The sequence below is a fragment of the Marisediminicola sp. UYEF4 genome (assembly GCF_040546025.1).
Classification (GTDB): Bacteria; Actinomycetota; Actinomycetes; order Actinomycetales; family Microbacteriaceae; genus Marisediminicola.
The window spans coordinates 173,273-199,434 of record NZ_JBEPNA010000002.1 but is presented as its reverse complement, the minus strand read 5'-3'; the positions used below and the strand labels follow the sequence as shown (position 1 = coordinate 199,434).

Below are 26,162 nucleotides of genomic sequence, written 5' to 3'. Positions count from 1 at the left end.
GTGACCATTCGGGTGCTCGGCATCGATCCGGGGCTCACCCGGTGCGGCGTGGGAATCGTCGATGTCGACCCGAACCGGGTGGCGAGGCTCGTTGAGGTCACCGTCATCCGTACCCCGTCGGACATGCCGCTCGAACAACGCCTGCTCGCGGTGGGCACCGGGATCGAGGAGCTCCTCGACCGGTTGGCGCCCGATGCGGTGTCGCTCGAGCGGGTCTTCGCGCAGCAGAACCTCAGCACCGTGATGGGCACGGCCCAGGTGAGCGGAGTGGCTCTCTACGCGGCGGCGAAGCGCGGGCTCGCCGTGGGACTACACACGCCGTCGGAGGTCAAGGCCGCCATCACCGGCTACGGCTCGGCCGACAAGAGGCAGGTGCAGGCGATGGTCGCGCGCGTGCTGGGCCTCGCCGAGGTGCCGAAGCCGGCCGACGCCGCGGATGCCCTCGCGATCGCGATCTGCCACGCCTGGAAACGCGGCGGCGTCTCCGCACCGACCGGCAACGGGCGCACCCCGGCACAGGATGCGTGGCTCGCCGCCGAGCGTGCCGCGGCGAAGCCGGTGGCCAACCGTAGGCTTGCACCATGATTTCCTCTGTGCGCGGCACCGTCATCGCCGTGGCCGGGACCACCGCCATCATCGAGGTCGGGGGAGTGGGCCTCTCCGTCAGCGTGACGCCCCAATTGGGCCTCTCGCTGCGGATCGGCACCGAAGCACGTCTGCGCACCGCTCTCATCGTGCGCGAAGACGACCTCGCCCTGTTCGGATTCCGGGAGGCGGACGAGCTCGCCGTCTTCGACCTGCTCCGCGGGGTGACGGGCGTCGGCCCGAAGTCGGCCATGGGGGTACTCGCCGCGATAAGCCCCGCCGAGATCGCGACCGCCGTCGCCACCGAGAACGACGCGGCATTCCGCAAGGTCTCCGGGATCGGCCCCAAGACCGCGAAACTCATCGTGCTCTCGCTCGCCGGCAAGATGCTACCTTTCGCGGCAACAGCACCGAATGCGCCGACGAGCGCGACCCCCGTCAGCGAGAGTGTGCTCGTGGCTCTCGTCGGGCTGGGCTGGTCGGAGCGGGTCGCCGCGCAGGCTGTCGACGAGGCCGTCGCCGAGGCATCCGCCATGGAGCTCGCGAGCGTGCCGGCTCTGCTGCGCGTCGCGCTCACCCGCCTCGGCCCGCGCCAGCCAAGCGCCGCCCGCAGCGAAGGAGTGCCCTCATGATCGACCCCGCCGACCCGTCGATGGCAATCGTGCGCCCCACCCCGGAATCGGATGCCGAGCTGGCCTTTGAGGGCGCCCTGCGACCCAAGACCCTCGCCGAGTTCGTAGGGCAGGCGAAGGTGCGCGCGCAACTGCAGCTGCTCCTCCAGGCCGCGACAATGCAAAACCGCACCCCCGATCACATCCTGCTCGCCGGCCCGCCGGGCCTCGGCAAGACGACACTCGCAATGATCGTCGCGGAGGAGAGCGGACGCCCCCTGCGGATGTCGAGTGGGCCGGCGATCCAGCACGCGGGCGACCTCGCCGCGGTGCTGTCGTCGCTCGTGCCGGGCGAGATCCTCTTCATCGACGAGATCCACCGCATGGCCAGGCCTGCCGAGGAAATGCTCTACCTCGCGATGGAGGACTTCCGCATCGACATCATGGTCGGCAAGGGGGCGGGGGCGACCTCGATCCCGCTCGACCTGGCGCCGTTCACCCTCGTCGGCGCGACCACGAGATCGGGCCTGCTTCCCAACCCGCTGCGGGACAGGTTCGGGTTCACCGCGCATCTCGAGTTCTACGCCGAATCGGAACTCGAGCAGGTGCTCGTGCGGGCGGCCGCCCTGCTCGACCTTCCGATCGACCGGTCGGCCCTCGCCGAGATCGCCGGACGCTGCCGCGGTACCCCACGGATCGCGAACCGGCTGCTCCGCCGGGTGCGGGACTACGCCCTCGTACACGGCGGTGGCGCCGGGCTTGGGGCGGTGCACGGGGCACTCGACCTGTACGACGTCGACGAACTCGGGCTCGACCGGCTCGACCGCGAGGTCATGACGACGATCCTCACGCGGTTCGACGGAGGGCCCGTTGGCCTCAGCACCCTCGCGGTCTCGGTCGGCGAGGAGGCGGAGACCGTCGAGTCCGTCGTCGAGCCGTTCCTCGTGCGGATCGGCCTGCTGACCCGCACGCCGCGCGGCCGGGTCGCCACAAGGCTGGCCTGGAAGCACTTCGGGTTGCAGTCCAACGCTCCCGGCACGGTGAGCCTCGGCCTCGATATCGATGGCCTATAATTCAAGCTGGCCTTATCGGGCTCTGACCTGGGCTCGTCGCAGCCCGCACATTACCTAAGCCGCGGAAGGCTCGTTCCTCACATGGACCCCACACTTATTCTCCTCGTCGTCGCGCTTGGCGCCTTCATCGTCTTCCAGGTGTTCCAGGGCAGGAAGCGCAAGCGCGAGACCGAAGAGCGCCAGACGAAGTTCGTTCCCGGCGTCGAGATCATGACGAACTACGGCCTCTACGGCACCATCCTCACGATGGACGAGGAGACCAACGTCGTCGAGATCGAGTCGACCCCCGGAACTGTGCTCAAGATCCACCGCCAGACGATCCTCAAGGTCGCCGACTATGCCGTCGTCGCCGAGCCCGAGGAGGCGACCGACATCCTCGAGAACGATGATCCAGCCGTGATCGACCAGCCCGTCGCCGATGGTTCGCGCGGCGACACCCCGGAATTCGGCGAACGGGTCGAGCCCGAGGCGACCCCGGCCGAGCAGCCCAAGAAGTCGGACGACTAGCACCAACCTTGTTCCGCAGTCCCGCGCGTTCGCGCGAAGGCCAACCTCAAGGATGCGCGCGCGACACTCCGCACATCCGAATAGAAAGCTGAGTTCCCGGTGGCAAGATCCACTCCGGCCAAGAAGGCCTGGCGTTCACTGACCTGGCTCCTGGTCATCATCGCCACACTGACGGCGGTGAACGCCGGGGGAGTGCTCTTCTCGAACGGCTCCTGGACCCCGAAGCTCGCTCTCGACCTCGAGGGCGGAACCCAGATCGTGCTCCAGCCCCAGCTCGGCGAGGGCGAGAGCGTGTCGGGTGAACAGCTCACGCAGGCCGTGGGCATCATCCGTCAGCGCATCGACGCCGGCGGTGTCTCCGAGGCGGAGATCAGCACCCAGGGAACCCAGAACATCGTCGTGTCGATCCCGGGTGTGCCCGACCAGGAGACGCTCGACCGGATCGAGTCCTCAGCGAAGCTCGAGTTCCGACCTGTTCTGGTCACCGACGCCGCGGCCACCAGCGCGACCGGCGGGGACGGCGCGGACGCCAGCGCGGCTCCGAGCGACCCCGCCGCGCCGCCGCTCGAGTCGACACCGAGCGTGAGCCCGACCGACCCGAGCGACCTCAACTACGTGACCCCGGCGCTGCTCGACCAGTTCACCAATTTCAACTGCGACGACGTGGATGCCCTGGGACTCAACACCGCACCGGCCGACCAGCCCATCGTCACGTGCGACGACACCGATTCGGTCAAGTACATCCTCGGCCCGGTGGAGATCACCGGGGAGAACATCTCCGACGCGAGCGCCGGCCTCAGCACGAACAGCCAGGGTGCGACCACCAACGAGTGGGGCGTCAACCTCGAGTTCGACGCCACCGGCACCGAGCAGTTCGCCGGGGTCTCGGAGCGGCTGTTCTCGCTTGAGGGCGCGCGCAACCAGTTCGCGGTCGTGCTCGACGGCCGGGTAATCACCGCCCCGACCACCGGGGGTGTGTTCACCGACGGCAAGGCACGCATCACCGGCTCGTTCACCCAGGACTCGTCCAAGGCCCTGTCCGACCAGCTCAAGTTCGGAGCCCTCCCGATCGGCTTCGAGGTGCAGAGCCGCGACACGATCTCGGCCACGCTCGGATCCAGCCAGCTGACCAGCGGAATCATCGCCGGCGGGATCGGGCTCCTGCTCGTCGTGATCTACTCCCTGTTCCAGTACCGGCTGCTCGGCTTCGTGACCGTCGCCTCGCTCATCGTTGCAGGAGTGCTCACCTACCTCGTGCTCGCGATCATGTCGTGGCGGCAGGGCTTCCGGCTCTCCCTCGCCGGCGTCGCGGGCCTGATCGTGGCCATTGGGTTCACTGCCGACTCCTTCATCGTCTACTTCGAGCGCATCCGAGACGAGCTGCGCGACGGACGGAGCCTCGAGGCGGCCGTCGAGGCCGGCTGGAAGCGCGCGCTGCGGACGATCATCGCGGCGAAGGGCGTCAACATGCTCTCGGCCGTTGTGCTGTTCGTGCTCGCGATCGGCAACGTGCGCGGATTCGCCATCACCTTTGGAATCACCGTCATCATCGACGTGCTCGTGGTCGTGCTCTTCACCCATCCGATCATGCAGCTGCTCGCGACGACGAGGTTCTACGCGAACGGCCACCGCCTGAGCGGGCTCGACCCGCAGGCGCTCGGCGCCGTCTACCGCGGCCGAGCACAGTTCCGCGCCCCGGTCGCGGCCACGCCGGGCAAGAAGACGCCCGGCGGCAAGGAGGCCGCGAAGCGGCAGACCATCGCCGAACGCAAGGCCGCCGAGGCCGACAAATCGTTCGAGGATGCATCGACCAAGGGAAAGAAGTCCTGATGGCCAACCTCACGCAGTTCGGAAACGACCTCTACACCGGCAAGAGGTCCGTCGACTTCGTCGGCAAGCGTCGCATCTGGTACTCGATCGCGATCGCGATGATGGTCATCTCGGTGATCATCCCCTTCGCCGGCGGCGGATTCAACTTCGGGATCGAGTTCCGCGGCGGCTCCCAGTTTCAGATCACCGGTGCCGCAACGCTCGATCAGGCTCCGGCGACCGAGACCGTCCAGCAGGTCGTGCCGGGCGAGGTCACTCGCGTCACGACCGTCGGGTCCGACGGCGTGCGCGTGCAGACCGACCAGCTCAGTGACGACGAGACCCAGGAAGTCGCCGCAGCACTCGCGGTCGCCTACGACGTTCCTGCCGCCGACGTCGCGGCGTCGTTCATCGGCCCGAGCTGGGGTGCCGACATCACCGAGCAGGCGGTGCGCGGCCTCGTCGTGTTCCTCGTGCTCGCGGCGATCATCATGGCCCTCTACTTCCGCACCTGGAAGATGTCGGTCGCTGCGATGGTCGCGCTGCTCCACGACCTGGTGATCACCGCCGGCGTCTATGCTGCCACGGGCTTCGAGGTCACCCCCGCCGCCATCATCGGGTTCCTCACCATCCTCGGCTTCTCCCTCTACGACACCGTCGTGGTGTTCGACAAGATCCGCGAGAACACCAGCGAACTCGGGGAGCAGTCGCGGTACACCTTCGCCGAGGCCGTGAACCTTGCCGTCAACCAGACCCTGGTGCGCTCCATCAACACCGGTGTCGTCGCCGCCCTTCCCGTCGCCGCGATCCTGTTCATCGGGTCGTTCGTGCTCGGCGCGGACACCCTGCGGGACATCTCGCTCGCGCTGCTCGTCGGCATCATCGTCGGCACCTACTCGACGATCTTCATCGCCGCGCCGTTCTACGCGCAGATGCGCGAGGGGGAGCCCGCGATCCGCAAGACCGACGAGCGCACCCGCGTCGCCCGCGGCGAAGCCGTGGCCTGAGGGCGGTCGACATGACGACGGCGGGCACTGACGACCCGAACTCGGTGACCGCGCTGGAGGCCATTGCGGAGGCGACCGCGCAGCGCGCCGTGCTGGTCGACGTGCGCGAGCAGCACGAGTGGGACCTGGGCCACTCGCCGCTGGCCACGCTGGTCCCCGTGTCGCAGCTGCAGGCCCGGATCGACGAGCTGCCTCTCGGGCGCCGCCTGCTCGTGGTGTGCCACTCGGGCCAGCGCTCGGCCCGGGTGCAGGCCGCGCTCGTCGGGATCGGGTACGACGCGGTGAACGTATCCGGTGGCATGATTGCCTGGCAGCTCGCCGGTGGCGAGATCGTCGCAGAGGGCCCAGGGCCCGCCCGCGTGGACTGAGCGATGCCGAGCGGACGGGCGGCTGACGCCCCCAGCGAACAGCACCACCCACACAGCCCTCCGGTGCTATTTTTGCTGGGAGAGGTGGGCCCATGAGCGAAATCACGACGTCGAACGTCGCCTCGCTGCGCACACTCCTGCCCCGGCTGTTTTCGAAGGCGCAGCCCGTCGGCGCGGTCGACCGCCTCATCCGCACCGCGCGCACGAATCATCCGAAGGCCGACATCTCGGTGATCGAACGCGCCTACGTCACGGCCGAGAAGGCCCACCGGGGCCAGATGCGCAAGAGCGGCGAGGCGTACATTACGCACCCCGTCGCGGTCGCCCAGATCCTCGCCGACCTCGGTATCGGTCCGAAGACGCTCGCCGCGGCGATCCTGCACGACACCGTCGAGGACACCGGCTACAGCCTCGACCTGCTCCGCCAGGAGTACGGCGATGAAATCGCGATGCTCGTCGACGGCGTCACGAAGCTCGACAAGCTCAAGTACGGCGACAGCGCCCAGGCCGAGACGGTGCGCAAGATGGTCGTGGCAATGTCGAAGGACATCCGCGTGCTCGTCATCAAGCTCGCCGACCGCCTGCACAACGCCCGCACCTGGGGCTTCGTGGAATCGGAGTCGGCCAGGCGCAAGGCGCAGGAGACCCTCGAGATCTACGCACCGCTCGCGCACCGCCTGGGAATCCAGACGATCAAGTGGGAGCTCGAGGACCTCTCGTTCGCCGTGCTGTACCCCAAGCTGTACGTCGAGATCGAGAGCCTCGTGAGGCAGCGAACCCCGCAGCGCGAGGAGTTCGTGCAGGAGGTCATCGACGCGGTCGGCGACGACCTCAAGGTCAACCGGATCAAGGGCAAGGTCGCCGGGCGACCCAAGCAGTACTACTCGATCTACCAGAAGATGGTCGTCCGCGGCCGGGAGTTCGACGAGATCTACGACCTCGTCGGCATCAGAGTCCTCGTCACATCGCTGCGCGACTGCTACGCCGTGCTCGGCTCGATCCATGCCCGCTGGACGCCGATTCCCGGCCGGTTCAAGGATTACATCGCCACGCCGAAATTCAACCTGTACCAGTCGTTGCACACGACGGTCATCGGCCCCCACGGGCGCCCGGTCGAGATCCAGATCCGCACCGAGGAGATGCACCGGCGCGCCGAATTCGGCGTTGCGGCGCACTGGAAGTACAAGGACCGCATGAGCGGCGGCAAGGCCGCCGGCGGCATGGGCGGAGCCGGCGCGAACCTCACCGACGAGGGCGACATGGCCTGGCTCGCCCACATCACCGACTGGCAGGCCGAGACGGTTGACCCGAGCGAGTTCCTCGACTCGCTTCGCTTTGAGATCGGCGCAAAAGAGGTCTACGTCTTCACCCCGCAGGGCAAGGTCATCGGACTCCCCGCGGGAGCGACCCCCGTCGACTTCGCCTACGCCGTGCACACCGAGGTGGGCCACCGCACGATGGGCTCCAAGGTCAACGGGCGGCTCGTTCCGCTTGAGACGACCCTCAGCAGCGGTGACGTCGTCGAGGTCTTCACATCGAAGAACCCCGACTCGGGCCCCAGCCAAGATTGGCTCACATTCGTCAAGAGCCCCCGCGCGCGCAACAAGATCAAGCAATGGTTCACCAAGGAACGCCGGGACGAGGCGATCGAGCAGGGCAGGGACGCCATCGCACGCGCAATGCGCAAGCAGAACCTCCCGCTGCAGCGCCTCATGAGCCAAGACTCGCTCAGCGAGGTCGCGGCTCAGCTCCGCTACGACGATGTCTCGTCGCTCTACGCCGCCGTCGGCGAGGGCCACGTGTCGACCCAGTCGGTGCTCGAGAAGGTGCTTGCGACGATCAACTCCGACGCCGAGACCGAAGACGCCGAGCTGACCCTGCCCAGCCGCGGCAAGTCGAAGCAGCTGCGCAACAGCGACTCCGGCGTTCTCGTGCGCGGAGCGCCGGATATCCTCGTCAAGCTGGCGAAGTGCTGCACCCCGGTACCGGGCGACCCGATCGTCGGTTTCGTCACCCGCGGCGCCGGCGTCTCGGTGCACCAGGCCGACTGCCACAACGTCTCGTCACTGCAGAATGAGCCAGAGCGGATGATCGAGGTCGAGTGGGCCCCATCGTCGAAGAGCATCTTCCTCGTGCAGATCCAGGTCGAAGCCCTCGACCGCTCCGGGCTGCTGTCGGACGTGACGCGGGTGCTCTCCGAGCATCATGTCAACATCCTCTCTGCGACCGTGACCACGTCGAGCGATCGCCTCGCCCTCAGCCGCTTCGTCTTTGAAATGGGCGACACCACCCACCTGGACCGCGTGCTCAACGCGGTGCGCCGAATCGACGCCGTCTATGACGTGTACCGGGTCAGCGCGGGCTGACAATCGAAGCGGGCGGCAGCGCCGCCCGCAGCCGCCGCGCCGCGCGCACCTTTCCCGGCAGGTGCCGGCGGAGCTCGAGACAGGCGATCGCACCGGGCAGGTCGAACCCGCCGATTCGCGCGAGCCCGGCCACGATGTCCTCCTCGGCCGCGCCGAATTCCGGGCAGAATCGGGCGAGGTCGATCGCGGTCCGCAGCGCCGTGGTGACGCGGATCCCTCCGAGGACCGCCGTTTCGGTGGGGTCCAGCACCACCTCGCGCACCAGGAACCGGGCCGCGCCGGCGAACCTGTACCGCGCGGCCGTGTCGGCGCAGAGCTGGTGCTGCGCCGGTGGATCGAGCAGCGCGCCCAGCACCCACGCGGCAGTGCGCTGCTCGGCGATGAGCCGGGCCGGCAGGATCGCGGCGAGCGACGCCGCACGCGCACTCGCCTGCGGTGCGAGGTCGATCGGTGCAAAGCACTCGTCAATGGCGAACAGCTCGCCGTCGAGCCTGGCCGCGTGCAGCTCCGCCGCCGGCAGGTCGAACCGCGAGAGCACGAGGGGGAGTAGCCGGGTCATCCCTCCATCATGAAGGGGTGGCATGACCGGCAGGCCGGGGCGCGAGCGGTTGTGCACTCGCGGCCCCGTCCGGGCACGGTGTCAACCGAGTGCATCGAGCCAGACCTTCCGGGCGTCGAGCGCTTCCTGCGCCTCGGCGACCTTGCGCTTGTCACCGGAGGCCTTCGCCTCGGCCAACTCGCGTTCAAGCTTCGCGATCGCATCCTGCAGCTGGCTCGCAAGTCCCTCGGACCTGGCCTTGCGCTCGGGGTTGTTCTTCTCCCAGTGCTCCTCGTCGAGCTTGCGCACTGCGGTCTCGACCTTGCGCAGCCGATCCTCGACGACCTTGACCTTGTCCCTCGGGACCTTGCCGAGGGCATCCCACCGACGCTGAACCTGGGCGAGAGTCTCCTTCGCCTTCACACGGTCGGTCTCGGTGAGCAGCGGCTCCGCCTCGGCGAGAAGGGCGAGCTTCAACTCATAGTTCGCGGTGAACTCCTCGTCGTCGTGCGCGTCGACCTCGGCCTTCGCCCCATAGAGCGCGTCACCGGCGGCTTTGAACTTGGCCCAGAGCGCATCGTCGAATTTCTTGCCGGCGCGACCGGCGAGCTTCCACTGGTCCAGAAGTGTGCGGTAGCTGGGGATCCCGTCGGCACCCTTGGGAATGAGCACCTCGGCCTTGTCGACGAGCTCCTGCTTCTTGCCCCGTGCGTCGCGGTGCACCGAGTCGAGCTCGGCGAAGAACGCCTTGCGATGCGTCTCGATCGTCGTGCGGGCGGCGCGGAATCGCTTCCACAGCTCGTTGCTCTCGTTCTTGGGCAGGCGCGGGCCGTCCTGCTGGTGCTTCTGCCACCTGGCGAAGATCTCGTCGAGAGAGGCGCTGACCTGCTTCCACTGCACCTTCGACGGGTCCTGCGCGGCAAGCAGCTCCGCCTCCTCCACGAGGGCGGCACGCTCCGCGACAGCGGCTTCAATCTGTGCCTTCTGCTCGGCGGACTGCTTCTCGACGATCTCTCCGACGGCACCCCCGAGCGCCTCGAGGCGCCGTGTCAGCGACGCGAGGTCTCCCACCGCATTCGCGGTCGCAACCGTGGTCGTGAGGGTGGAGATCGTCTTGGCGACATCGGCGACCGCCGTGCCGCGCTTGATGCGCTGCTCGAGAAGGGTCACCTGGCCGGCAAGCTCGGTGTACTTGCGCTCGAAGTAGGCCAGTGCCTCTTCCGCCGTTCCGTCGGGATACTGACCGACAGCGCGCTCGCCGTCCGCCTCGCGGACGAAGACGGTGCCGGTCTCGTCGACGCGGCCCCACGGTGCCTGATCGTTGGTCGCCACAAGCTTCACCTTAATACTCCGGGTCGCTCCGGTCGGAGCGGCCGGGATCCAGCCTATTGCACGCGCGCACGCCGAAATGCAGCGGTGCTCCGGCTACTCGAGCGTGATCGAGGAGATGACGGCCGGGATGGCGGGCTGCCCGTCTGTCGGGGACGCGCCACCCTCGGCGACCCCGCCGCTCGCGACCTGGGCGATGAACTCGTCGAGGCCGTCGGTAACGGCGCCGAAGACCGTATACCCGCCGCCGCTCGGGTCAAGGTAGGAGTCCTCGTAGGTGATGAAGAACTGGGTGGACTGGCTCTCGGGGGTGTCGGCCCTGGCCATGGCGATGGTACCGGCCGGGTAGATGCCGTCCTCCGGCACGTTCTCGAGCGGGCCGAAGGTGAACCCGGGGTCGTCCGAGCCGGTGAGGTTCGGCTGCCCGCACTGGATGACCTTGAGCTGATCCGCACTGGTGAGGCGCTGGCAGGCGTTCTGGTCGTAGTAGCCGTCCTGGGCGAGGGAGATGAACACGGAGGCGGCCTGTGGGGCGAGATCGCCGTCGATGCGGATGCCGAGGTCGACCTCGTTGATCTCGAGCAGCCCGGTCCAGGTGCGGTTCTCGGCGATCTCGGCGGAGGGCACGTCGCCGAGGTTGCCGGTCTCGGTCTCCGGCGCGTCGCTGGCGCTCGGGGTGGGCTCCGGCATCCCCGGTCCCGACGTGAAGTAGACCACCTGGCTGACCGTGGCAATCGTGACGATGGCGACCACGCCGATGACGGCTGCGAGGTTGTCGCGCGTGCGACGGCGCAATCTCATCTCGTGCACGGTCTGCCTGGCCCTGTAGTTTCGCAGGCGATCCCGGGCCGCGCGTTGTTCGCGCTCGGCGTTCTTGCTCGTTGCCACGTGATCCTCCGTCGGTGTTGCCGGGGTTGCCACCAAGAACTTTAGTCGGCGGGCGTGGCTACGATTGCCCAATGGTTGATGCCCAGCTCGGTCTGCGCGGGGGAGCCACCCCGCTGGCGGTGCGGATGCGCCCGACCTCCCTCGACGAGGTCGCCGGGCAGAGGCACCTGCTGACGCCGGGATCGCCCCTTGTCAGCCTCGCCTCAGACACGCTCGGTGAGCGCGGCTCGGTGTCGGTCATCCTGTGGGGGCCTCCGGGCACGGGAAAGACCACCCTCGCCCAGGCGATCGCGCACACCTCCGGCCGCAAGTTCGTGGAGCTCTCGGCCGTGAACGCCGGGGTGCGCGACGTGCGCCAGGTGATGGAGCAGGCGATGTCGGCGCGCGACCTCTATGGCGTCTCGACAATGCTGTTCCTCGACGAGATCCACCGGTTCTCGAAGGCCCAGCAGGACGCTCTGCTGCCCGGCGTCGAGAACGGCTGGGTGATCCTCGTCGCGGCGACCACCGAGAACCCGTCGTTCTCGGTCATCTCGCCGCTGCTGTCCCGCTCGCTCCTCCTGACCCTCGAGCCACTCTCCGACGACGACCTCGGCACGCTGATCGACCGCGCCGTGACCGACCAGCGCGGGCTTGGCGGGCGGGTGAGCCTCGATGACGGGGCGCGAGCGACGATCATCCGTCTCGCCTCGGGCGACGCCCGGCGGGCCCTCACGGCGCTCGAGGCGGCGGCGCAGACCGCGGTGTCGACGCTCTCCTCGGCCGACCGGGTGCCCGTCGTCACCGCGGAGATCGTCGCGAACGCCGTCGACCGCGCGCTCCTGCGCTACGACCGCAATGGCGACGAGCACTACGACGTGATCAGCGCGTTCATCAAGTCGGTGCGCGGATCGGACGTGGATGCCGCGATCCACTACCTCGCCCGGATGATCGAGGCGGGGGAGGACCCCCGGTTCATTGCCAGGCGGATCATCGTGAGCGCGGCGGAGGACATCGGCATGGCCGACCCGCAGGCGCTCGTCATCGCGGTTGCCGCCGCCGACGCGGTGCAGTTGATCGGGATGCCGGAGGGGCGCATTCCCCTCGCCGAGGCGGTGACCTACCTCGCGACGGCGCCCAAATCAAACCGCTCCTACCTCGCGATCGACCGGGCCATCGACGACGTGCGGGCCGGCAAGTTCGGCCGCGTTCCGAAGCCGCTGCGCGACGCCCACTATCCGGGCGCCAAGCGGCTCGGGCACGGCAAGGGATACCGCTATTCCCACGACTCCCCGCTCGGCGTCGTGGCCCAGGACTACCTGCCGGACGAGCTGCGCGGCACCGTCTACTACCAGCCCACCGAGCACGGCCACGAGCGGGACGTCGCGGCGCGCCTCGAGAAGCTGCGGCGCATCATCCGGGGCGACTAGATCCGTGCTAATCTTGTGCCCGCCTACAGGGCTCGAGTGCGCACGGCTGCTGCTCTCGAATCCCTGAAGGGAACCGTCCTGTAGCCGGACCGCTCCCGCGGCGCATCCCTCTTCTAATGTTCGGATCGTTCGATGGTGTTCGCCGTCGTCCCCGTCCGAAGTCCTGTTGAAGACCGATGATCTCTGTACCGAAAGGAACCCGTGTCTACCAAGTCACGTACTCGTAGCAAGACCCGCCTGTCGCGCGCGCTGGGCATTGCCCTCACGCCGAAGGCAGCCAAGTACCTCGAAAAGCGTCCGTACGCTCCGGGCGAGCACGGCCGCACCAAGCGCAAGACCGATTCCGACTACGCCGTGCGCCTTCGCGAGAAGCAGCGCCTGCGTGCCCAGTACGGCATCCGCGAAGCTCAGCTGAAGATCATCTTCGAAGAGGCCCGTCGCGCGCCCGGACTGACCGGTGAGAACCTTGTCGAACTGCTCGAGATGCGTCTCGACGCTCTCGTGGTCCGCGCCGGCATCGCCCGCACCACGGCCCAGGCTCGCCAGCTCATCGTGCACCGCCACATCCTCGTCGATGGAGCGCGCGTCGACCGTCCGTCGTTCCGCGTGAAGGAGGGCCAGCTCATTCACGTCCACGCGAAGAGCGAGGGCCTCGAGCCGTTCCAAGTTGCCGCCGCCGGCGGTCACGTCGACCTCCTGCCGAAGCTTCCGCCCTACCTCGAGGTCGAGATCGACAAGCTCCAGGCGCGCCTCCTGCGCCGCCCGAAGCGCGTCGAGGTCCCCGTGACCTGCGAAGTCCAGCTCGTCGTGGAGTACTACGCCGCCCGCTGATTCACCGCACGTCGATTCACCGCATGTCGATTCGGAGCGGGCCCCCTCGGGGGTCCGCTCCGTAGTCGTTAAGGCCGTCGACAACCCGAACTAAGCTGGCAGACGGGCATCATCCGCTCTCCGGAGGAGAAATCATGAAGAACGCACTGTGGCTCGTCATCGGCATCGGCACCGGCTTCCTTGCCGCGCACCAGGTTAACCGCACCGAGACTGGGCGTGCCTTCTTCGAGGAACTCGACGCGCGAATGCAGGAATTCACCGCCGCGGTCACCGCCGGCTACCGGTCTCGCGAGGCCGAACTCCGCGGTGCCCCCGACACCGACCGCTAACCTCCAGCCCTCCACCCCGCGACGGGATGCGCTCCCGCCTCACCAGCCCTGTTTGGACATCATGCAGACCGCCGAAATCCGCCGCCGCTGGCTCGACTTCTTCGCCGAGCGCGGCCACACCGTGGTGCCGTCCGCGTCCCTCGTGAGCGACGACCCGACCCTCATGTTCACCGTCGCCGGGATGGTGCCGTTTGTGCCCTACCTCACCGGTCTGGTCCCGTCGCCGTTCCCGCGCGCGACGAGCGTGCAGAAGTGCATCCGCACGCTCGACATCGACGAGGTCGGGAAGACAACCAGGCACGGCACCTTCTTCCAGATGAACGGCAACTTCTCCTTCGGCGACTACTTCAAGGAGACGGCGATCCAGTACGCCTGGGAACTTCTCACGACCCCGGAGGCCGACGGCGGCCTCGGCTTCGAGAAGAAGGACCTCTGGGTCACCGTCTACGAGAACGACGACGAGGCCGTCGACCTGTGGAAGAAGATCGCCGACCTTCCCGACGAACGCATCCAACGGCTCGGCATGGACAGCAATTACTGGTCCACCGGGCAATCAGGACCGGCGGGGCCGTGCTCCGAGATCTTCTTCGACCGCGGACCCGCCTACGGCAAGGACGGCGGTCCCGCCGCCGACGACGACCGCTACATCGAAATCTGGAACCTCGTCTTCATGCAGTACCTGCGGGGGGAGGGGTCCGGCAAGGACTTCCAGATCCTTGGTGAGCTGCCGCGAAAGAACATCGACACCGGGATGGGCCTGGAGCGCGTTGCGTTCATCAAGCAGGGGGTCGAGAACCTGTACGAGATCGACCAGGTGAGGCCGGTCCTCGACAAGGCTGCCGAGCTGTCCGGGCGCCGTTACGGCGCCGTGCATGAGGACGACGTGCGGATGCGGGTCGTCGCCGACCACGTGCGGAGCGCGCTCATGCTCATGAGCGACGGTGTCACACCGTCGAACGAGGGACGCGGCTACATCCTGCGGCGCCTCCTTCGCCGCGCGGTGCGCGCCATGCGGCTGCTCGGCGTCGAGACCGCGACGTTCCCCGAGCTGTTCCCCGAGTCGAGGGACGCCATGAAGTCGGCCTATCCCGAGGTCGAGGCAGACTACGACCGCATCGCCCGCCTCGCCTACGCCGAAGAGGAGACGTTCCTGCGCACGCTCGCGAGCGGCACGAACATCCTCGACGTCGCGGTGACGAAGGCCACGCGGTCCGGTGCAGCACAGCTCGCGGGCGACACCGCGTTCCTGCTGCACGACACGTTCGGCTTCCCGATCGACCTGACCGTCGAGATGGCCGAGGAGGCCGGCCTCAGCGTCGACCGTGCCGCCTTCGACACGCTCATGCTCGAACAGCGCACCATGGCGAAGGCCGACGCGAAGGCGAAGAAGACCCTCCTCGCCGACCTGTCGGTGTACAGCGCGTTCCGCGCGGTGGGAGAGACCGTCTTCACCGGGTACGACTTCCTGGAGACCGACTCCCGCGTGCTCGGCCTCATCGTCGACGGCGTGTCGGTCACCACGGCCGTCGTCGGCGACATCGCCGAGGTCATCCTCGCCGAGACCTCCCTCTACCCGGAGTCCGGCGGCCAGGAGGCCGACGCCGGCTCCATCGTCGGAAAGGGCTTCGACCTCGAGGTGCTCGACGTGCAGAGGCCCGTCAAGGGACTCGTGAGCCACAAGGTGCAGGTGCGCTCCGGCGAGGTCGGGGTCGGCGACGCCGCCACGAGCGTCGTCGACGCGGAATGGCGCCGCGGCGCCACCCAGGCACACTCGGCGACGCATCTCATCCACGCGGCCCTGCGAGAGACGCTCGGCGCCGACGCGCACCAGGCGGGCTCCTACAACCGCGCGGGCTACATGCGGCTGGACTTCAACTGGAACCAGGCGCTCTCCCCGGCGACCCGCAGCGAGATCGAGGAAATCGCGAACACCGCGATCCGCAACAACCTCGACGTCGAGACGCGCGTGATGCCGCTCGACGAGGCGCGCGCGCTCGGCGCGATGGCGCTGTTCGGCGAGAAGTACGGCGAGACCGTGCGCGTCGTCGACATCGGCGGACCCTGGTCCCGGGAGCTCTGCGCCGGAACCCACGTCGCGCGCAGCTCCGAGATCGGGCTCATCAACCTCGTGAGCGAGACCTCGGTCGGCTCGAGCAACCGCCGGATCGAGTCGCTCGTCGGCATCGACGCCTTCCGTGACCTCGCGACCGAGCGCGCCATCGTCGGGCAGCTCACCTCGACGCTCAAGACGCCGCGAGAGCAGCTCCCCGACCGTATCGGCGAGCTGATTCAGAGCCTCAAGTCCGCAGAGAAGAAGATCGCCCAGTTCGAGGCGGCCGCCCTGTCGGAGCGGGTGCCCGCGATCATCGCGACGGCCACGAGAGTCGGCGAGCTCACCGTTGTGAACGAGAACGTCGGCACGGTCGCGACCTCCGACGACCTGCGCTCGCTCGTGCAGTCGGTGCGATCGCGCCTCGGCGAAGGCGCGGCCGTCGTCTGCCTGGCGGCGGATGTCGCGGGCAAGCCGGCCGTGATCGTCGCGACCAACGACGCGGCCCGCGCGCGCGGGGCGAAGGCGGGAGCTCTGGCCAAGATCGCTGCGGCGGTGCTCGGCGGCGGCGGCGGCGGCAAGGACGACCTCGCGCAGGGCGGCGGCTCCGATGTGGCGGCGATCCCCACCGCGCTCGACGCAATCTCGAACGCCCTGCCGAGGTAGTCGTGCGCCCGGGAGTGCGGATCGGCGTCGATGTCGGCACGGCGAGGATCGGGGTAGCGAGGAGCGACGTCCACGGGATGCTCGCCATGCCCGTTGAGACCGTGCCCCGGGGGGCCGGCGACGTGCGCACCATCGTCGCGCACGCGCTGGAGCTCTCGGCCACCGAGATCGTCGTCGGCCTGCCGATCGCCCTGAGCGGGAGAGAGACCGCATCGACGCAGGATGCCCGTGAATTCGCGGCGCTGATCGCCGCCTCGAGCCCCGACGCGCCGGTGCGCCTCGTCGACGAGCGCCTCTCCACCGTCTCCGCCCAGCAGGCCCTGCGGGCCGCCGGCCGCACCGCGAAGAACTCGCGGAATGTGATCGACCAAGTCGCGGCCGTTATAATTCTGCAACATGCCCTCGACTTCGAGCGGACCAGCGGAACCCCGCCGGGCACCCTCGTGGTTCCCTGACGCAAGGACGTATGAACGTGCCGAATGACTCGAGCTGGGACGACCTGTTGGCGTCGCAGCCCGCCACCACCGACACCCGCCACCAGGGTGTCGGTCATCACTCGAGCTCGGCACCCGATCAGGCGAAGCGCACACGCCGGCGCCGCCGTCGCACTGTGCTCGTCATCGCCCTCGTCCTCGTCGGCGCGCTCGGCATCGGCGCTGCCGGCATCTTCTTCACCTTCGAGGACCGCATCCGCAACGTCCTCGGCTGGGAGGGGCCGATCGACTACGAGGGCGAGGGAACCGGCGAGGTCGTCGTCACCATTACCGACGGCCAGGTCGGCGGCGACATCGCGACCCTGCTCGCCGAGGAGGACGTGGTCATGACCTACAAGGCCTTCTACTCGCTCCTTCTGCAGAATCCCGAGATCACGTTCCAGCCCGGCAACTACGCGCTCCGCACGCAGATGAGCGCGCAGGCGGCCCTCGACGCACTGCAGGACCCGGCGAACCGGGTGGAGGTGTCGGTCGGATTCAACGAGGGGCTGAGCATCGACCAGGTGCTCGAGTCGCTGAGCGAGTCCTCGGGCATCCCGCTTGCCGAGTTCGAGGCCGCGGCGGCCGATCCGACCGTCTACGGCGTCGGCGCCGAGGCGCCGAGCCTCGAGGGGTACCTGTTCCCGGCGCGCTACACGCTCGACCCGCGCGTCGACGCACCCACCATCCTGCAGACGCTCGTCGACCGCACCTTCCAGTCCCTCGACGCGGCCGGCGTCGCCGCGGCGGACCGGCACCGGGTGCTGACGATCGCCGCGCTGATCCAGCGCGAGGCGGGGTCGAATCCGGAGGACTTCTACAAGGTGTCCCGGGTGATCCAGAATCGCCTCGACTCCGGGACGCCGCTCCAGATGGACTCCACCGCGCAGTACGGCTACGCCTGGCGCTACGGCGAGCGGCTCGAACAGTCCGTCTTCAGCAAGCAGGCAGAGCTCGACGACGACAACGCCTATAACACCTACCAGATCCAGGGACTCCCGCTCGGCCCGATCGGAGCTGCCGGCGACCTCGCGATCGACGCCGCGGTCAACCCGGCCGACGGCCCGTGGCTGTTCTTCGTGACGGTGAACCTCGACACCGGCGAGACGGCCTTCACGACCACGGGCGAGGAGCACAACGCGGCGGTGCGCCGCCTGCAGGCGTGGTGCGAGGAGACGAACAGCCCGAACTGTGCCTGACGCGAGGCAGACGCGCCTCGCCGTACTGGGCAGCCCGATCGCGCACTCGAAGTCACCGTTGCTGCACCGTGAGGCCTATCGCGAGCTCGGCCTCGACTGGACCTACGAGGCGACCGAGGTGACCGGGGAGAGGCTGCCCGCCTTCGTCCGCGCCCTCGGCGCCGAGTGGCGAGGGCTCTCCCTCACCATGCCGCTCAAGCGCGACGTGCTGCCCCTCCTCGCCCGACGTGACGACCTGGTCCACCTGACCGGCGGGGCGAACACCGTGCTCATCACCGAGGGCGGGCTCGTCGGCTTCAACACCGACGTGTACGGCCTGGTCGAGGCACTGCGCGGCAGCGGTGTGGTAAGGGTGAGCGCCGTTCAGCTCATCGGGGCCGGCGCGACCGCGGCCTCCGTGCTCGTCGCCGTCGCCTCCCTCGGCGCCACGGAGGTGCTCATCGCGACGCGGTCACCGGAGAAGGCGACCGCACTGCTCGAGCTCGCGACGAGCCTGGGCATGTCGGCGACCGCGAGCGGCCTCTCCGGGAGGCGTGGCGACTTCGTTGCCGACCTGGTCGTCAGTACCCTGCCGGGCGGCACGAGAGTCGACCTGCCCCTGCCCGCCGAGGTCCTCTCCGGGGCGACCCTCCTCGACGTCGCCTACGACCCGTGGCCGACGCCGCTCGCGGCCCGGTTCCTCGATGCCGGCGGCAGCGTGATCTCCGGCCTCGAGATGCTCGTGAATCAGGCGCTCGCGCAGGTCCGGATCTTCGTGACGGGCAGCGCGCAGACGCCGGTCGACGACGAGGCCCGCGTGCTCCAGGCCATGCGGGCGAGCATCGGACTTGCCCCCTCGTCCCGCTGACCGTCGGGCCTCCGCTCCTGTGGGAGGATTCTTTACATGCTTCGATGGTTGACCGCAGGCGAATCCCACGGCCCGGAACTGGTGGCGATCCTCGAGGGGCTCCCGGCCGGAGTCCCCATTTCGATCGACGGGATCCGCGCCGATCTCGCCCGACGCAAGCTCGGCTACGGGCGCGGCGCCCGGATGAAGTTCGAGGAGGACCAGCTCGACATCTCGGGCGGAATCCGCTTCGGGCTGAGCATGGGCAGCCCGGTCGCCCTGCGCATCGGCAACACCGAGTGGCCGCGCTGGGTCGACGTGATGAGCGCGTCGCCGGTCGACCCCGACACGCTTCCCAAGGGGCGCGGCGCCGCCCTCACCCGCCCGCGTCCCGGCCACGCCGACCTCGTCGGCATGCAGAAGTACGACTTCCCCGAGGCGCGCAACGTGCTCGAGCGGGCCAGCGCTCGGGAGACCGCAGCACGGGTCGCCCTGGGCGCCGTCGCCCGCGCGTTCCTCAGCGGACTCGGCATCGAGCTCGTGAGCCACACCCGTGCCATCGGGCCGGTGCGCGTGCCGGAGAACAGCCCGCTGCCCGGCCCCGGCGACGTCGCCGCGCTCGACGCCGACCCACTTCGCTGCTTCCACCCGGAGACCTCCGCGCGGATGGTCGCCGAGGTCGATATGGCCCACGAGGACGGTGACACCCTCGGCGGCGTCGTCGAGGTCCTTGCCTACGGACTCCCTCCCGGGCTCGGCTCCTACACGCACTGGGACCGGCGGCTCGACTCGCGGCTCGCGGGTGCGCTCATGGGCATCCAGGCCATCAAGGGGGTCGAGGTCGGCGACGGCTTCCTCACCACCACGCGGCGGGGCTCGGTCGCGCACGACGAACTCGTGCAGACCGATGCGGGTATCACGCGCCTCAGCGATCGCGCCGGCGGCACCGAGGGCGGAATGAGCACGGGGACCGTGTTGCGGGTGAGCGCTGGGATGAAGCCCATCGCCACCGTTCCGCACGCCCTCCGTACCGTCGATGTCGCCACCGGCGGAGCCGCCGAGGCACACCACCAGCGCTCCGACGTCTGCGCCGTCCCGGCATCCGGCGTCGTCGCGGAGGCCATGGTCGCGCTCGTGCTCGCGGACTCCGTCATCGAGAAGTTCGGAGGGGACTCGCTCGGCGAGACCCGCCGCAACCTCGACTCGTACCTCGCGGCCATTCCGACGACGCTCGCGACGTCGGGCGCGAGCGACCCGACGGCCAGCGCTTAGTGGGCACCGCCCCGGTGGAGAGCGGGCGCCCCTATGTCGTCATGATCGGCGCGCCCGGCGCCGGCAAGTCACGCGCCGGCAAGCGCGTCGCCCGCCTGCTCAAGGTGCCGTTCGTCGACACCGACCGGCGCATCGTGCTGCGCCACGGCCCAATCGCCCAGGTCTTCGCGACCCGCGGCGAGGAGTACTTCCGCACGATCGAGCGCATCGAGGTCGCCCGTGCGCTGAAGGAGGGCGCGGTCGTCGCGCTCGGCGGCGGCGCCGTGCTCGACCCCGAGACCCAGCGTGAGCTCGAGAGCCTGCCGATCGCCCTCATGACTGTGAGCGCCGAGGCCGTCGCGAGTCGCATCGGCGACAAGCGGCCTCTGCTGCGCGGTGGGGGAGTCGAGGCATGGGAGAAGCTTGTCGCCGCGCGCCGCGTCACGTACGAACGACTCGCCACCCGCACCTGGGACAGCTCCCACCGGCCGATCGACGCCATCGCGCAGGAGATCGCCGACTGGGTGACCTCTGGCGCGGGGCCAGAACCAGAACAGGAACTGCCATGAGCACCAGCACCACCATCGCCGTCACCGGCGCGAACCCCTACGACGTGGTGATCGGCCGCGACATTCTCGGCACCGTCGCCGACCAGCTCGGCCCCGACGTCAAGAAGGTTCTCATCGTCCACCCCGCGACGCTCACAACCCGCGCCGCCGCGCTGAGGGAACGCCTTCTCGGGCAGTACGAGGTACTGCTGGCCGAGATCCCGGATGCCGAAACAGGCAAACGCGTCGAGGTCGCCGCCTTCTGCTGGGGCGTGCTCGGCAAGGCCGACTTCACCCGCACCGACGCCGTGATCGGCTTCGGCGGCGGGGCGGTCACCGACCTCGCCGGGTTTGTCGCCGCAACCTGGCTGCGCGGGGTGAAGCTCGTGCAGGTTCCAACGACGCTGCTCGGCATGGTCGACGCGGCGATCGGCGGCAAGACCGGAATCAACACGGCCGAAGGGAAGAACCTCGTCGGGGCGTTCTACGCTCCCGCCGCGGTCGTCATCGATCTCGACGTGCTGCACGGGCTGAGCCAGATGGAGATCCTCGCCGGGTTCGGCGAGGTCGTGAAGTGCGGCTTCATCGCCGAGGCGGAGATCCTCGACATCATCGAGGCCGACGTCGACGCCGCAACCGACTCGACGAGCCCGCAGTTCCGCCGCCTGGTCGAGCTCTCTGTCGGTCTCAAGGCACGAGTCGTGAGCGAGGACTTCACGGAGGCCGGGCTGCGCGAGATCCTCAACTACGGGCACACGCTCGGACACGCGGTCGAGTACGCCGAACGCTTCCAGTGGCGGCACGGCGCTGCCGTGGCCGTCGGCATGGTCTACGCCGCCGAGCTCGCCCGGCTCACCGGACGGCTCGGCGACAGCGTCGTCGACCGGCACCGCAGCATCCTGAGCTCCCTGCAGCTTCCGATCGACTACCCGCTGGGCCGGTGGAACACCCTGCTCGCCGCGATGAAGCGCGACAAGAAGGCCCGCGGCTCGATGCTGCGATTCATCGTGCTCGACGACATCGCCAAGCCGACGGTGCTCACCGGGCCCGACGAGAGCCTGCTCTTCGCCGCGTACCAGGAGATCGGCGTCTAGAGGGAGTGACGGCCGCGCGCCGATAGGCTGGTCGGATGCCCCGCGTGCTGGTCCTCAACGGACCCAACCTCAACCGCCTCGGCAGTCGCGAGCCCGATATCTACGGAACCGGCTCGCTCGACGACCTCCGGGAGGCTCTCGCCGCGGACAGCCGCTTCGAAATCGACCTGCGGCAGACCAACGATGAGTCGGAACTCATCGGCTGGCTGCACGAGGCCGTCGATACCCGCACCCCGGTCATCCTCAATCCGGCCGCGTTCACGCACTACTCGTACGGGCTGCGCGACGCCGCCGCGCTCGTCACCAAGGCTGGGCTGCTGCTCATCGAGGTGCACATCTCGAACCCGCACGCGCGCGAGGAGTTCCGCCATACGAGCGTGATTTCGGGGGTGGCGACGGGCGTCATCGCCGGCTTCGGCTTCGATTCGTACCACCTCGCGCTCGACCTCATTGGTCGCCGGCCCAGATAGCCGGTAAACTCCTATTCTTTGGGCCCGACGCGCCCGCTTGGCACCACAACCTCCGCATCGCAATCTCCGCACCACAATCGAATGGAACCGCACCCCCATGGCCTCAACCGCTGACATCAGGAACGGCGTCGTTCTCAACATGGACGGCCAGCTCTGGACCGTGATCGAGTTCCAGCACGTCAAGCCCGGCAAGGGCGGCGCGTTCGTGCGCACCAAGGTCAAGAACGTCATGACGGGCAAGACCGTCGACCGCACCTTCAATGCCGGCGCGAAGATCGAGACCGAGACCGTCGACCGACGCGAGTTCCAGTACCTCTACCGCGACGGGGACGGCTTCGTCTTCATGGACGTCTCCGACTACGACCAGATCACCCTGTCGACGACGGTCGTCGGCGACGCCGCGAACTACCTGCTCGAGAACCAGAACGCCACCGTCGCGCTGCACAACGGCAACCCGCTCTACGTCGAGCTGCCGGCATCCGTCGTGCTCGAGATCACCTACACCGAGCCCGGCCTGCAGGGAGACCGCTCGACCGGCGGAACCAAGCCGGCGACCGTCGAGACCGGTTTCCAGATTCAGGTTCCGCTCTTCCTCGAACAGGGCACCAAGGTCAAGGTCGACACCAGGGACGGCTCCTACCTCGGTCGCGTGAACGACTAGTGAGCGCACGCACGAAGGCGCGAAAGCGCGCCGTCGACATGCTGTACGGCGCCGACCTGCGCGGCACGAGCATCAACGAGGCCATCTCCGAGGCGGCCACCCGTGCCCTCACCGAGTCTGGCCGCGAGGAGTCCTGGAACTACGCGCGCGAGATCGTCGTGGGGATCGCGGAGCACGGCGACGAGATCGACGAGCTCATCGAGACCTACGCGCTCGGTTGGACGATCGAGCGGATGCCCGTCGTGGACCGCGCGATCATCCGTATCGGCATCTGGGAGCTGCTCTTCAACGAGCAGGTTCCCGACACCGTCGCGATCGCCGAGGCCGTCTCGATGGCGAACGAGCTGAGCACAGACGATTCCGGCAAATTCGTGAACGGCCTGCTCGCGCGAATCGCCCAGACCCGGGTCTGACCGCAACATTTCGCTACGTTACGCGACCGCCGGCACGCGCTGGGGCGGCGGTTTAGCGTGGTGTCATGTCCATCACCTCGACCCCTGTTCGCGAGACCGCGGCCCCGCTCGCGGTGTCGGTGCGCGGCGTCGGCCGGAGCTTCGCCGGTGCCACGCGGCACGAGCCCGATCGGGTAGTGCTGCGCGACATCGACATTGAGGTCGCCGCGGGCGAGATCGTGGCCCTCATCGGGCCCTCCGGATGCGGCAAGTCGACGCTTCTGCGCGAGGTGAGTGGTCTGGATGCTCCGACCGTCGGCACGGTGAGCATCGGCGATCGCCCGGTCTCGGGCATCGACCTGCGCTGCGCGGTCGCCTTCCAGGAGCCCCGCCTGCTTCCGTGGCGCACGATCGAGAAGAACGTGTCGCTCGGCCTGCCGCGCGGAACCGACAAGGCGGCCGGCGCCCGCCGCGTCGCCGAACTGCTCGAACTCGTCGGCCTGGCCGAGTCCACGGCGCTGCGCCCCCGGCAGGTGTCGGGCGGCATGGCGCAGCGCGTCTCGCTCGCCCGCGCCCTCTCCCGCGGTCCCGGGGTTCTCGTGCTCGACGAGCCGTTCGGCGCCCTCGACGCCCTGACCCGGCTGCGGATGCAGGACCTGCTCCTCGATGTGCACGCCGCCGAGCCGGCGACCATCCTCCTCGTCACCCACGACGTCGACGAGGCCCTCTACCTCGCCGACCGCGTCGTGCTGCTCGGTCAGGATCCCGACGGACCGGCCGGCTCGAGCATCCGCCGCATCATCCGCGTGCCGGGCAGCCGACCGCGCGACCGCGGCGACGCCGATCTCGCCCACCTGCGCGCCGGGCTTCTTGACGGCCTCGGCGTCAACAGCCATCACCCGACCACCACCGCATCCACAGCAAGGGATTCCCGATGACTCTCCGTTCACGACTGACCCGCGCGGCCGCCGCCGCGGCCACCACGGCACTCCTCCTCAGCGGCTGCGTCGCGGGGGAGGGCTCCGCCGTCGCCGAGCCCGCCGCCGACAACGAGGCCGGCTGGTCAAGCGACACCCTCAACATCGACTACGCCACCTACAACCCGCTGAGCCTGATCATCAAGGACCAGGGCTGGCTCGAAGCCGAGCTCGGCGACGACGTCACCGTCAACTGGGTGCAGTCGGCCGGATCGAACAAGGCGAATGAGGCCCTGCGCGCGGGTGCCGTCGACGTCGGATCCACCGCAGGTTCCGCGGCGCTGCTCGCGAAGTCGAACGGGTCGCCAATCCAGACGATCGACATCTACTCCCAGCCGAACTGGGCGGCGATCCTGGTTCCGTCGGGCAGCGCGATCAGCGAGGTGAGCGAGCTCGCGGGCAAGTCGATCGCCGCCACCAAGGGAACGGACCCCTACTTCTTCCTGCTGCAGAGCCTCGAGGAGGCCGGGCTGTCCCTCGCCGACGTCGACGTACAGAACCTCCAGCACGCCGACGGCAAGGCCGCGCTCGAGAGCGGCACCGTCGACGCCTGGGCCGGACTCGACCCGCTGCTGTCGACGAGCGTCGCGGTCGCGGGCTCGAAGATCATCTACGACAACATCGAGTTCAACAGCTACGGGTTCCTCAACGCCACCGATGACTTCATCCAGAACCACCCGGACCTCGCCCAGCTCGTCGTGGACGCCTACGAGAAAGCCCGCGGCTGGGCCATCGACAAGCCCGACGAGACCGCCGCGATCCTCGCCGAGGTCGCCGGGATCGATGTGGCCATCGCCACCGCCCAGCTCACCGACCGCACCAACTTCGACCTCGACCCGGCCCCGGGAGCCGCCCAGCGCGACGTACTCGCGATCATCGGACCGATCTTCGTGGACTCGGGCGACGTTCCGAGCCAGGAGCTCATCGACGATGCCCTCGACAACCTGTTCGAGCCGAGCTTCGCCGAGAACTCCGACCCGACCGCCGTCGGCTGAGCATGACTCGCGTCCCCGACACCGTGACCCACGACACCCAGTGGCAGGGCCCGGACACCGACCCGTCCGCCGCCCTCGAGCAGTATTCGTCCTCGCTCGGCTACTCCGCCGCGGGTACGGCCACACCGGTGTCTGTCCTGCGGGGGCCGAAGCGCTCGGCGATCGTGCTGTTCGGGGCTGTTCTGCCGATCGCGCTGCTTGCGGCGTGGTGGGGGATCGCGGCGTCCGGCGTTGTGCCCGCCTATCGTCTGCCGTCGCCCGCGGCGGTCTGGCAGGCCGGGGTCGACCTGACGGCCACCGGGCAGCTCGCCCAGTACTCGGCCATCTCAACCCAGCGCGTCATCCTCGGCTTCATCGCGGGATCGGCGATCGGCCTCGTGCTGGGGTCGATTGTGGGGCTGTCCCGCTGGGCATCCGCGTTCCTCGCGCCCACGATCGGCGGCTTCCGCGCGGTGCCCTCGCTCGCCTGGGTTCCACTGCTGGTGCTCTACATCGGCATCAACGAGGACTCGAAAGTCACACTCATCGCGGTCGGCGCGCTGTTCCCCGTGTACACGACCGTGGCGGGCGCGCTGCGGCACGTCGACCCGCAGCTCGTCGAGCTCGGACGTGCCTATGGCCTCGGCCGCTGGGCGCTCCTTACCCGCGTGCAGCTGCCTGCGGTGATCCCGACGATCGTCTCGGGGCTGCGCCTCGCGCTGGCGCAGGCATGGCTGTTCCTCGTCGCAGCGGAGCTCATCGCGAGCTCGATGGGTCTGGGATTCCTGCTCATCGACTCGCAGAACAACGGCCGTCTTGACCGCATCGTCCTCGCCATCATCGTGCTCGCGATCATCGGGAAGACGACGGATGCCCTCATCGGGCTCCTCGAGCGGTACCTGCCGCGCCGCTGGGGCTAGGGCCGCCCGCT

27 protein-coding genes are annotated in these 26,162 nt (G+C 68.8%); 24 read left to right on the top strand and 3 right to left on the bottom strand.

Annotated elements, in window-relative coordinates; all coding sequences use genetic code 11:
* The first annotated feature begins 6 nt into the window (after positions 1 to 6).
* The 8 genes from ruvC to ABIB15_RS03845 all read left to right on the top strand — a co-directional run bounded on the left by ruvC (position 7) and on the right by ABIB15_RS03845 (position 8,326).
* On the top strand, positions 7 to 585 hold the full coding sequence (gene ruvC / locus ABIB15_RS03880) for a crossover junction endodeoxyribonuclease RuvC (protein WP_354475551.1): 579 nt from the start codon (positions 7 to 9) through the stop codon (positions 583 to 585).
* The gene (gene ruvA / locus ABIB15_RS03875) at positions 582 to 1,217 is read left to right on the top strand and encodes a Holliday junction branch migration protein RuvA (protein ID WP_354475404.1); all 636 of its coding nucleotides are present in this window, start codon (positions 582 to 584) and stop codon (positions 1,215 to 1,217) included. The genes ruvC and ruvA overlap by 4 nt, the downstream gene beginning before the upstream one ends.
* Positions 1,214 to 2,269: a Holliday junction branch migration DNA helicase RuvB gene (gene ruvB, locus ABIB15_RS03870; protein ID WP_354475402.1), complete on the top strand. Its 1,056-nt coding sequence runs from the start codon at positions 1,214 to 1,216 to the stop codon at positions 2,267 to 2,269. Before ruvA ends, ruvB begins: the two co-directional genes overlap by 4 nt.
* Before the next feature lie 81 nt (positions 2,270 to 2,350).
* On the top strand, positions 2,351 to 2,776 hold the full coding sequence (locus ABIB15_RS03865) for a preprotein translocase subunit YajC (RefSeq protein ID WP_354475400.1): 426 nt from the start codon (positions 2,351 to 2,353) through the stop codon (positions 2,774 to 2,776).
* A 99-nt stretch (positions 2,777 to 2,875) separates the two neighbouring features.
* A complete protein-coding gene (gene secD, locus ABIB15_RS03860) occupies positions 2,876 to 4,606 on the top strand; it encodes a protein translocase subunit SecD (RefSeq protein ID WP_354475398.1) in 1,731 nt (576 codons plus the stop codon).
* A complete protein-coding gene (gene secF, locus ABIB15_RS03855; RefSeq protein WP_354475396.1) occupies positions 4,606 to 5,592 on the top strand; it encodes a protein translocase subunit SecF in 987 nt (328 codons plus the stop codon). The genes secD and secF overlap by 1 nt, the downstream gene beginning before the upstream one ends.
* Positions 5,593 to 5,603: 11 nt before the next feature.
* On the top strand, positions 5,604 to 5,960 hold the full coding sequence (locus ABIB15_RS03850) for a rhodanese-like domain-containing protein (RefSeq protein ID WP_354475395.1): 357 nt from the start codon (positions 5,604 to 5,606) through the stop codon (positions 5,958 to 5,960).
* Between the two features lie 92 nt (positions 5,961 to 6,052).
* Entirely contained in the window at positions 6,053 to 8,326 is a 2,274-nt protein-coding gene (locus ABIB15_RS03845; RefSeq protein ID WP_354475393.1) for a RelA/SpoT family protein, read from the top strand.
* On the opposite strand, the gene ABIB15_RS03840 is transcribed toward ABIB15_RS03845, so the two are convergent.
* The 3 genes from ABIB15_RS03840 to ABIB15_RS03830 all read right to left on the bottom strand — a co-directional run bounded on the left by ABIB15_RS03840 (position 8,313) and on the right by ABIB15_RS03830 (position 11,081).
* Positions 8,313 to 8,885, bottom strand: coding sequence for a type IV toxin-antitoxin system AbiEi family antitoxin (locus ABIB15_RS03840; RefSeq protein WP_354475391.1), 573 nt, complete (start codon positions 8,883 to 8,885; stop codon positions 8,313 to 8,315). The genes ABIB15_RS03845 and ABIB15_RS03840 overlap by 14 nt on opposite strands.
* An 81-nt stretch (positions 8,886 to 8,966) precedes the next feature.
* Positions 8,967 to 10,196 carry a DUF349 domain-containing protein gene (locus tag ABIB15_RS03835; protein WP_354475390.1) on the bottom strand — a complete coding sequence of 410 codons (1,230 nt, stop codon included), beginning with the start codon at positions 10,194 to 10,196 and terminating at the stop codon, positions 8,967 to 8,969.
* A gap of 93 nt (positions 10,197 to 10,289) precedes the next feature.
* A complete protein-coding gene (locus tag ABIB15_RS03830; RefSeq protein WP_354475388.1) occupies positions 10,290 to 11,081 on the bottom strand; it encodes a peptidylprolyl isomerase in 792 nt (263 codons plus the stop codon).
* Positions 11,082 to 11,152: 71 nt separating this feature from the next.
* Between ABIB15_RS03830 and ABIB15_RS03825 the strand changes: the two genes are divergently transcribed.
* The 16 genes from ABIB15_RS03825 to ABIB15_RS03750 all read left to right on the top strand — a co-directional run bounded on the left by ABIB15_RS03825 (position 11,153) and on the right by ABIB15_RS03750 (position 26,151).
* On the top strand, positions 11,153 to 12,490 hold the full coding sequence (locus ABIB15_RS03825; RefSeq protein ID WP_354475387.1) for a replication-associated recombination protein A: 1,338 nt from the start codon (positions 11,153 to 11,155) through the stop codon (positions 12,488 to 12,490).
* Positions 12,491 to 12,691: 201 nt separating this feature from the next.
* A complete protein-coding gene (rpsD, locus tag ABIB15_RS03820; protein WP_161886356.1) occupies positions 12,692 to 13,321 on the top strand; it encodes a 30S ribosomal protein S4 in 630 nt (209 codons plus the stop codon).
* Positions 13,322 to 13,455: 134 nt separating this feature from the next.
* The gene (locus ABIB15_RS03815; RefSeq protein WP_354475385.1) at positions 13,456 to 13,650 is read left to right on the top strand and encodes a hypothetical protein; all 195 of its coding nucleotides are present in this window, start codon (positions 13,456 to 13,458) and stop codon (positions 13,648 to 13,650) included.
* Between the two features lie 61 nt (positions 13,651 to 13,711).
* Entirely contained in the window at positions 13,712 to 16,366 is a 2,655-nt protein-coding gene (gene alaS, locus ABIB15_RS03810) for an alanine--tRNA ligase (protein ID WP_354475383.1), read from the top strand.
* 2 nt (positions 16,367 to 16,368) lie between these two features.
* The gene (ruvX, locus tag ABIB15_RS03805) at positions 16,369 to 16,821 is read left to right on the top strand and encodes a Holliday junction resolvase RuvX (RefSeq protein ID WP_354475381.1); all 453 of its coding nucleotides are present in this window, start codon (positions 16,369 to 16,371) and stop codon (positions 16,819 to 16,821) included.
* A 17-nt stretch (positions 16,822 to 16,838) separates the two neighbouring features.
* Complete coding sequence (gene mltG, locus ABIB15_RS03800; protein WP_354475379.1) at positions 16,839 to 18,038, top strand: endolytic transglycosylase MltG; 1,200 nt, start codon at positions 16,839 to 16,841, stop codon at positions 18,036 to 18,038.
* Positions 18,031 to 18,885 (top strand): shikimate dehydrogenase, encoded by an 855-nt coding sequence (locus tag ABIB15_RS03795; RefSeq protein WP_354475377.1) that lies wholly within the window; start codon positions 18,031 to 18,033, stop codon positions 18,883 to 18,885. The genes mltG and ABIB15_RS03795 overlap by 8 nt, the downstream gene beginning before the upstream one ends.
* Positions 18,886 to 18,921: 36 nt before the next feature.
* Positions 18,922 to 20,136 (top strand): chorismate synthase, encoded by a 1,215-nt coding sequence (gene aroC / locus ABIB15_RS03790; RefSeq protein ID WP_354475375.1) that lies wholly within the window; start codon positions 18,922 to 18,924, stop codon positions 20,134 to 20,136.
* The gene (locus tag ABIB15_RS03785) at positions 20,136 to 20,684 is read left to right on the top strand and encodes a shikimate kinase (RefSeq protein ID WP_354475374.1); all 549 of its coding nucleotides are present in this window, start codon (positions 20,136 to 20,138) and stop codon (positions 20,682 to 20,684) included. Before aroC ends, ABIB15_RS03785 begins: the two co-directional genes overlap by 1 nt.
* Entirely contained in the window at positions 20,681 to 21,757 is a 1,077-nt protein-coding gene (aroB, locus tag ABIB15_RS03780; RefSeq protein ID WP_354475372.1) for a 3-dehydroquinate synthase, read from the top strand. Before ABIB15_RS03785 ends, aroB begins: the two co-directional genes overlap by 4 nt.
* A gap of 35 nt (positions 21,758 to 21,792) precedes the next feature.
* A complete protein-coding gene (locus ABIB15_RS03775) occupies positions 21,793 to 22,227 on the top strand; it encodes a type II 3-dehydroquinate dehydratase (protein WP_354475370.1) in 435 nt (144 codons plus the stop codon).
* Positions 22,228 to 22,324: 97 nt separating this feature from the next.
* Positions 22,325 to 22,888, top strand: a complete 564-nt coding sequence (efp, locus tag ABIB15_RS03770; RefSeq protein WP_354475369.1) for an elongation factor P — start codon at positions 22,325 to 22,327, stop codon at positions 22,886 to 22,888.
* Positions 22,888 to 23,301 carry a transcription antitermination factor NusB gene (gene nusB / locus ABIB15_RS03765; protein ID WP_161886367.1) on the top strand — a complete coding sequence of 138 codons (414 nt, stop codon included), beginning with the start codon at positions 22,888 to 22,890 and terminating at the stop codon, positions 23,299 to 23,301. The genes efp and nusB overlap by 1 nt, the downstream gene beginning before the upstream one ends.
* A gap of 65 nt (positions 23,302 to 23,366) precedes the next feature.
* On the top strand, positions 23,367 to 24,218 hold the full coding sequence (locus ABIB15_RS03760; protein WP_354475367.1) for an ABC transporter ATP-binding protein: 852 nt from the start codon (positions 23,367 to 23,369) through the stop codon (positions 24,216 to 24,218).
* On the top strand, positions 24,215 to 25,252 hold the full coding sequence (locus ABIB15_RS03755) for an aliphatic sulfonate ABC transporter substrate-binding protein (RefSeq protein ID WP_354475365.1): 1,038 nt from the start codon (positions 24,215 to 24,217) through the stop codon (positions 25,250 to 25,252). Before ABIB15_RS03760 ends, ABIB15_RS03755 begins: the two co-directional genes overlap by 4 nt.
* 2 nt (positions 25,253 to 25,254) lie before the next feature.
* The gene (locus tag ABIB15_RS03750; protein WP_354475363.1) at positions 25,255 to 26,151 is read left to right on the top strand and encodes an ABC transporter permease; all 897 of its coding nucleotides are present in this window, start codon (positions 25,255 to 25,257) and stop codon (positions 26,149 to 26,151) included.
* The last annotated feature ends 11 nt before the right edge of the window (positions 26,152 to 26,162 follow it).

Excerpts from the sequence above, each read along its gene's own strand:
- ABIB15_RS03750 (WP_354475363.1), top strand. The coding sequence starts at position 25,255 with ATGACTCGCGTCCCCGACACCGTGACCCACGACACCCAGTGGCAGGGC.
- secF (WP_354475396.1), top strand. The coding sequence starts at position 4,606 with ATGGCCAACCTCACGCAGTTCGGAAACGACCTCTACACCGGCAAGAGG.
- ABIB15_RS03775 (WP_354475370.1), top strand. The coding sequence starts at position 21,793 with ATGCCCCGCGTGCTGGTCCTCAACGGACCCAACCTCAACCGCCTCGGC.
- ABIB15_RS03755 (WP_354475365.1), top strand. The coding sequence starts at position 24,215 with ATGACTCTCCGTTCACGACTGACCCGCGCGGCCGCCGCCGCGGCCACC.
- ABIB15_RS03845 (WP_354475393.1), top strand. The coding sequence starts at position 6,053 with ATGAGCGAAATCACGACGTCGAACGTCGCCTCGCTGCGCACACTCCTG.
- ABIB15_RS03815 (WP_354475385.1), top strand. The coding sequence starts at position 13,456 with ATGAAGAACGCACTGTGGCTCGTCATCGGCATCGGCACCGGCTTCCTT.
- aroB (WP_354475372.1), top strand. The coding sequence starts at position 20,681 with ATGAGCACCAGCACCACCATCGCCGTCACCGGCGCGAACCCCTACGAC.
- ABIB15_RS03865 (WP_354475400.1), top strand. The coding sequence starts at position 2,351 with ATGGACCCCACACTTATTCTCCTCGTCGTCGCGCTTGGCGCCTTCATC.
- ABIB15_RS03825 (WP_354475387.1), top strand. The coding sequence starts at position 11,153 with ATGGTTGATGCCCAGCTCGGTCTGCGCGGGGGAGCCACCCCGCTGGCG.
- ABIB15_RS03850 (WP_354475395.1), top strand. The coding sequence starts at position 5,604 with ATGACGACGGCGGGCACTGACGACCCGAACTCGGTGACCGCGCTGGAG.
- alaS (WP_354475383.1), top strand. The coding sequence starts at position 13,712 with ATGCAGACCGCCGAAATCCGCCGCCGCTGGCTCGACTTCTTCGCCGAG.
- ruvB (WP_354475402.1), top strand. The coding sequence starts at position 1,214 with ATGATCGACCCCGCCGACCCGTCGATGGCAATCGTGCGCCCCACCCCG.
- ABIB15_RS03760 (WP_354475367.1), top strand. The coding sequence starts at position 23,367 with ATGTCCATCACCTCGACCCCTGTTCGCGAGACCGCGGCCCCGCTCGCG.
- efp (WP_354475369.1), top strand. The coding sequence starts at position 22,325 with ATGGCCTCAACCGCTGACATCAGGAACGGCGTCGTTCTCAACATGGAC.
- aroC (WP_354475375.1), top strand. The coding sequence starts at position 18,922 with ATGCTTCGATGGTTGACCGCAGGCGAATCCCACGGCCCGGAACTGGTG.
- ruvA (WP_354475404.1), top strand. The coding sequence starts at position 582 with ATGATTTCCTCTGTGCGCGGCACCGTCATCGCCGTGGCCGGGACCACC.
- ABIB15_RS03840 (WP_354475391.1), bottom strand. The coding sequence starts at position 8,885 with ATGACCCGGCTACTCCCCCTCGTGCTCTCGCGGTTCGACCTGCCGGCG.